General features: G+C 57.7%; 5 protein-coding genes. 1 reads left to right on the forward strand and 4 read right to left on the reverse strand.

Features of this window, described 5'->3' with window-relative positions:
• Positions 1 to 202: 202 nt before the first annotated feature.
• Genes IB254_RS08470 through sdhC form a run of 4 tightly spaced genes read right to left on the reverse strand, consistent with a single transcriptional unit; the run spans position 203 to position 3,434 of the window.
• On the reverse strand, positions 203 to 907 hold the full coding sequence (locus IB254_RS08470; RefSeq protein WP_192417002.1) for a succinate dehydrogenase iron-sulfur subunit: 705 nt from the start codon (positions 905 to 907) through the stop codon (positions 203 to 205).
• 11 nt (positions 908 to 918) lie between these two features.
• Positions 919 to 2,694: a succinate dehydrogenase flavoprotein subunit gene (sdhA, locus tag IB254_RS08475; RefSeq protein ID WP_008032662.1), complete on the reverse strand. Its 1,776-nt coding sequence runs from the start codon at positions 2,692 to 2,694 to the stop codon at positions 919 to 921.
• 3 nt (positions 2,695 to 2,697) lie between these two features.
• Positions 2,698 to 3,066 carry a succinate dehydrogenase, hydrophobic membrane anchor protein gene (sdhD, locus tag IB254_RS08480; RefSeq protein ID WP_008032661.1) on the reverse strand — a complete coding sequence of 123 codons (369 nt, stop codon included), beginning with the start codon at positions 3,064 to 3,066 and terminating at the stop codon, positions 2,698 to 2,700.
• Positions 3,060 to 3,434, reverse strand: a complete 375-nt coding sequence (sdhC, locus tag IB254_RS08485; RefSeq protein ID WP_017127965.1) for a succinate dehydrogenase, cytochrome b556 subunit — start codon at positions 3,432 to 3,434, stop codon at positions 3,060 to 3,062. Before sdhC ends, sdhD begins: the two co-directional genes overlap by 7 nt.
• Before the next feature lie 364 nt (positions 3,435 to 3,798).
• Between sdhC and gltA the strand changes: the two genes are divergently transcribed.
• Entirely contained in the window at positions 3,799 to 5,088 is a 1,290-nt protein-coding gene (gene gltA / locus IB254_RS08490; RefSeq protein WP_008032658.1) for a citrate synthase, read from the forward strand.
• The last annotated feature ends 912 nt before the right edge of the window (positions 5,089 to 6,000 follow it).

Here is a 6,000-nt window from a genome sequence, read left to right on the forward strand (position 1 = left end):
GAAGTCCGAATGCAGCGACCAAAACAAGCCACTTAGGATCACGCTGATAGTCCGGGTACCAGCCCGGATGCCCCTGCTTGTCTCATTTCTTCAAAATAAGAGCGGCAGCTTTGTGAGCTGCTGCTCAGGTTAAAACTACGGCGCCGGTTGAAGCCTGCGCCGTAGCATCTACGGGTACAGCGGTCCTACGGGTACTGCTGAATCACACGCCGCTTTGCAGCAACATGTGACGTACGTGACCGATGGCCTTAGTCGGGTTCAGGCCTTTCGGACAAACGTTTACACAGTTCATGATCCCGCGGCAGCGGAATACGCTGAACGGGTCATCCAGCGCAGCCAGACGCTCGGCTGTCTTGGTGTCGCGGCTGTCTGCCAGGAAGCGATACGCTTGCAGCAGGGCAGCTGGACCCAGGAACTTGTCCGGGTTCCACCAGAAGGACGGGCAAGAGGTCGAGCAGCAAGCGCACAGGATGCACTCGTACAGACCGTCGAGCTTTTCACGCTCTTCAGGGGTCTGCAGACGTTCGATGGCCGGAGCCGGCGTGTCGTTCTGCAGGTATGGCTTAACCTTTTCGTATTGCTTGTAGAAGATGCTCATATCGACGACCAGGTCACGGATAACCGGCAAACCTGGCAGCGGACGAACGATCAGCTTGTTACCTTTTACGACAGAAGACAGCGGCGTGACGCATGCCAGAGCGTTTTTGCCGTTGATGTTCATGCCGTCGGAACCGCAAACGCCTTCACGGCAAGAGCGACGATAGGAGAAACCTTCGTCCTGCTCTTTGATCAGGGCCAGCACGTCCAGGACCATCAGGTCTTTACCACCGGTATCGACCTGGAATTCCTGCATGAACGGCGCGGCGTCCTGATCAGGGTTGTAGCGATAAACACTGACTTGCAACATGGCGGCCACCCTTAATAAGTCCGAATCTTAGGTTCAAAAGTCGGAACAGTCTTCGGCGAGAAGTTCACAGCACGCTTGGTCACGCGCTTGTCACCCGGGAAGTACAGGGTGTGGCACAGCCAGTTTTCGTCGTCGCGATCTTCGTAGTCTTCACGGGCGTGAGCGCCGCGGGACTCTTTGCGGATCTCTGCAGCGATGGCGGTGGCTTCGGCCACTTCCAGCAGGTTCTGCAGTTCCAGGGCTTCGATTCGAGCAGTGTTGAACGCCTGGCTCTTGTCGTTGATCTTGACGTTGGCGATACGGCCACGCAGATCAGCCAGCTGAGCAATACCCTTCTGCATGTATTCGCCGGTACGGAATACACCGAAGTAGTTCTGCATGCAGCTTTGCAGTTCTTTACGCAGGGTAGCGACGTCTTCGCCTTCGGTACGCGAGTTCAGGCCATCGAGACGTGCCAGGGCAGCGTCGATGTCGGACTGGCGTGGACGGGCGTAATCAACGCCTTCTTTCAGGGTCTGCTCCAGGAACAGACCGGCCGCACGGCCGAATACCACCAGGTCGAGCAGCGAGTTGCCGCCCAGACGGTTGGCACCGTGAACCGATACGCACGCCACTTCGCCTACTGCGAACAGACCAGGGATGATCTGGTCAACGCCGTCAGCGTCCTGAGTGATTGCCTGGCCATGAATGTTGGTAGCAACGCCGCCCATCATATAGTGGCAGGTTGGAACGACCGGAATCGGCGCCACGGCTGGATCGACGTGGGCGAAGGTCTTGGACAGCTCCATGATGCCTGGCAGACGGCTGTGCAGAACTTCTTCACCGAGGTGATCGAGTTTCAGCATTACGTGGTCGCCATCCGGACCGCAACCGTTGCCGGCGATGATTTCTTTAACCATCGAACGAGCAACAACGTCACGACCAGCAAGGTCTTTGGCGTTCGGAGCATAACGCTCCATGAAACGCTCGCCGTGCTTGTTGATCAGGTAACCGCCTTCACCGCGGCAACCTTCTGTAACCAGTACACCGGCGCCGGCGATGCCGGTCGGGTGGAACTGCCACATTTCAATGTCTTGTACCGGCACGCCAGCACGCAGAGCCATGCCGACGCCGTCACCGGTGTTGATCAGGGCATTGGTGGTGGACGAGTAGATACGGCCTGCACCGCCAGTCGCCAATACGGTCGCGTTAGCGCGAACGTAGGAGGTTTCACCGGTTTCGATGCAGATGACGATCATGCCGACAAAGGCACCGTCTTCGTTCTTAACCAGGTCGACGCCGTAGTATTCGTTGAGGAATACGGTGCCGGCCTTCAGGTTGGCCTGGTACAGGGTGTGCAGCAGTGCGTGACCGGTACGGTCGGCAGCGGCGCACGTACGCGCAGCCTGGCCACCTTTACCGAAGTCTTTCGACTGACCGCCGAACGGACGCTGGTAGATGCGGCCTTGTTCGGTGCGGGAGAACGGCAAGCCCATGTGCTCGAGCTCGAAGACCGCTTCCGGGCCTACGGAACACATGTATTCGATAGCGTCCTGGTCACCGATGTAGTCGGAACCCTTGACGGTATCGTACATGTGCCAGCGCCAGTCATCGTTCGGATCAGCAGACGCGATGGCGCAGGTGATGCCACCCTGGGCGGATACAGTGTGCGAACGAGTCGGGAAAACCTTGGTGACAACGGCAGTCTTGTGACCGCCCTGTGCCAGCTGCAGAGCAGCGCGCATGCCAGCACCGCCGCCGCCAATGATGATGGCGTCGAACGAAAGCGTATTAACTGTAGTAGACATGAATCAGATACCCCAAAGAATCTGCACACCCCAGACGAAGTAAGCGAACATCGCAACGCCGCATACTGCCTGGAAGAGGAAACGTACAGTGGTCGCGGACTTGCCGAACGCCATTGGCGTCAGGTAGTCGGTCGCGATGGTCCACATGCCGACCCAGGCGTGAGCGCCGAGGGCAACGAGGGCCAGGAGACTGAAGATACGCATCCAGTTGTTGGCGAACAGTTCATGCCATTGGGCGTAGCCGATGCCTGGGTTGGCAACGACGTATCCGATCAGGAAGATGAAGTAAGCCGCGAGAACGACCGCAGACACACGTTGCGCCATCCAGTCATAGAGGCCCGAACGCGACAGGTTCGTGACGTTAGTTACCATATCCAAACTCCTGCCAGAACGATTACCACCACGGAAACGGCGATAACGATTTTCGAGCCCAGCTTGCCGCCTTCCAGCGTCTCACCGATGCCCATGTCCATGATCAAATGGCGCACACCGGCTACCAAGTGATACAGCAGAGCGGACAGGATGCCCCAAATCACTAGCTTGGCTAGCGGACTGGTCAGACACGCTTTCACCTGACCGAAGCCTTCCTCGGAGCTCAGCGACTTGTCCAATGCGTAAAGCATGATGGCCAGGCTGACAAAGAGGATGACACCGGAGATACGGTGAAGAATGGACGTGTAAGCAGTGACTGGGAGTTTGATGGTCCTTAGGTCTAGGTTTACAGGTCGTTGGCTTTTCACGGCTTTTTTTTCACACTGAAGAGCCCCTAACAATCAGGGCAAAGTTGTTGGGGAGTGCACTGGTCAGGTAACCACCACCCAGGGATGCGACCCCCAATGAAAGCAAGCCCAAAAGCCCTTGGCGGTCGGTGGCCGAGTATAGACAGTTAGGCTACTAATGACAACGCGTTCACCTTCCCCTAATAGCGCATTGCACAAGTTGGATAAAAGGCGTAAATGGCAGTCAATTTCGAGGAAAAAGTCCGGTTAAAGCCTTCTGGAGCAAGACTTTAGGCAAATTGACATTCGAATTTATCTCACTATAGTGGTGCGGGCCCTGCGTGGGGGGTCTGTCTGATGATTTCAAGCATAAATAGGAGGCCACATGGCTGACAAAAAAGCGCAGTTGATCATCGAGGGCGCAGCCCCCGTCGAGCTGCCCATTTTAACCGGCACCGTTGGTCCCGATGTTATCGATGTTCGGGGCCTGACGGCCACGGGCCGTTTCACCTTTGACCCTGGTTTCATGTCGACCGCTTCCTGCGAGTCGAAGATCACCTATATCGACGGCGACAACGGCATTCTGCTGCACCGCGGCTACCCGATCGAACAGCTGGCTGAAAAGTCGGACTACCTGGAAACCTGCTATCTGCTGCTCAACGGCGAACTGCCGACCGCAGAACAGAAGGCCCAGTTCGTCAGCACCGTGAAGAACCACACCATGGTTCACGAGCAGTTGAAGACCTTCTTCAACGGCTTCCGTCGCGACGCCCACCCGATGGCTGTCATGTGCGGCGTAGTTGGCGCCCTCTCGGCCTTCTACCACGACTCCCTGGACATCAATAACCCGCAGCATCGCGAAATTTCCGCGATCCGCCTGGTTGCCAAGATGCCGACCCTGGCAGCGATGGTTTACAAGTACTCCATGGGCCAACCCATGATGTACCCGCGCAACGACCTGACGTACGCGGAAAACTTCCTGCACATGATGTTCAACACCCCGTGCGAGATCAAACCGATCAGCCCGGTACTCGCCAAGGCCATGGACCGGATTTTCATCCTCCATGCCGACCACGAGCAGAACGCATCGACCTCCACCGTACGCCTGGCCGGCTCTTCGGGTGCCAACCCGTTCGCCTGTATCGCCGCCGGCATCGCTGCACTGTGGGGCCCTGCCCACGGCGGCGCGAACGAGGCTGTCCTGACCATGCTTGACGAGATTGGCGATGTGTCGAACATCGACAAGTTCATCGCCAAGGCCAAGGACAAGAACGATCCGTTCAAGCTGATGGGCTTCGGTCACCGGGTTTACAAAAACCGCGACCCACGCGCCACCGTGATGAAGAAGACCTGCGACGAAGTGCTGAAGGAACTGGGCATCCAGAACGATCCGCAACTCGAACTGGCCATGCGCCTGGAAGAGATCGCCCTGACCGACCCGTACTTCATCGAGCGCTCGTTGTACCCGAACGTCGACTTCTACTCGGGGATCATCCTCAAGGCGATCGGCATTCCAACCAGCATGTTCACCGTGATCTTCGCTCTGGCGCGGACTGTCGGCTGGATCTCCCACTGGAAAGAAATGCTCTCCAGCCCGTACAAGATTGGCCGTCCACGCCAGCTGTACACCGGCTACGAGTCGCGTGACATCACCAAGCTGGAAGACCGCAAGTAAGATCTTTCTTGCGATAGCGTGTTGAGTTGTACCGGGAACGGCCTCTATTTATATAGAGGCCGTTTTTGTTTGTGCGCCTTGGGTTGTGTGCGTATCCGTTTCTGCGGTAACGGCCACTAATGGTTTCGCCCTTACGGCGAGTCACTTGGAAGAGCCCCAAGTAACCAAGGGCTCTTGCCCCTGTCGTTCGGTGGCTCGCTAATGCTCGCCATGCCCTCGCTCCGGTCCTGCTCCGTGGGCCCGCCGCCATCGGCCATCCATGGCCGGGGGCGGCTAACCCGGCATCCATGCCGGGTTGCCCACTGCACAGAACCTCCACTCGGCCTCTCGAGGGGGCGACCACCGCCACAGCCGCCGAGGCGGCCTGAAAGCCGGCCTGGCTCTTTGGTCGACCGCGCTGCCCTTCTCAGCTGCGCTACCTCATTCAGGATACGTACACCAATCCAGTGTAGGAGCCGGCTTGCCAGCGATGGACGTCAACGATGGCGCGGATTGTCTGGATGAGCGCGCTGTCCGGGCGTTTTTCGCGAACAAGCTCGCTCCTACAGAGGGAACTCACTCCGGTCGTTGATTTTGCTGTTGCTTTGGCTTTTGATCTTGACTCACCCGCCCCTTCGGAAGGCTGAGTAGAGGTGTTCATCCGGGGATTGGCGCGCAGCGCCGTTCGACGCAGTCGAACTCATCGCATGTAGGTGCCAGCGAAGCCAACCGGAGGGCGATGCCCCCGGATGAATGCCGGAGCGAAGGAACGCCGAGCCTGAGCGAGGGGCCGGACGCTCGGGGTGATGAAGGGGTCAACCACATAGGTAACAGAAAAGTTCAGGCACATAGGTAACACCTGATCACGTATTTCTGATTACTTTGAGCGTCAGATAAGCATCTTTAGCGTCTCTTTCATCAACACGGCCCAGT

Source organism: Pseudomonas sp. PDM03, from assembly GCF_014852385.1.
Lineage (GTDB): Bacteria > Pseudomonadota > Gammaproteobacteria > Pseudomonadales > Pseudomonadaceae > Aquipseudomonas > Aquipseudomonas migulae.

Coding starts and splice junctions, on each gene's coding strand:
- IB254_RS08470 (WP_192417002.1), bottom strand. CDS start 907: ATGTTGCAAGTCAGTGTTTATCGCTACAACCCTGATCAGGACGCCGCG.
- sdhA (WP_008032662.1), bottom strand. CDS start 2,694: ATGTCTACTACAGTTAATACGCTTTCGTTCGACGCCATCATCATTGGC.
- sdhD (WP_008032661.1), bottom strand. CDS start 3,066: ATGGTAACTAACGTCACGAACCTGTCGCGTTCGGGCCTCTATGACTGG.
- gltA (WP_008032658.1), top strand. CDS start 3,799: ATGGCTGACAAAAAAGCGCAGTTGATCATCGAGGGCGCAGCCCCCGTC.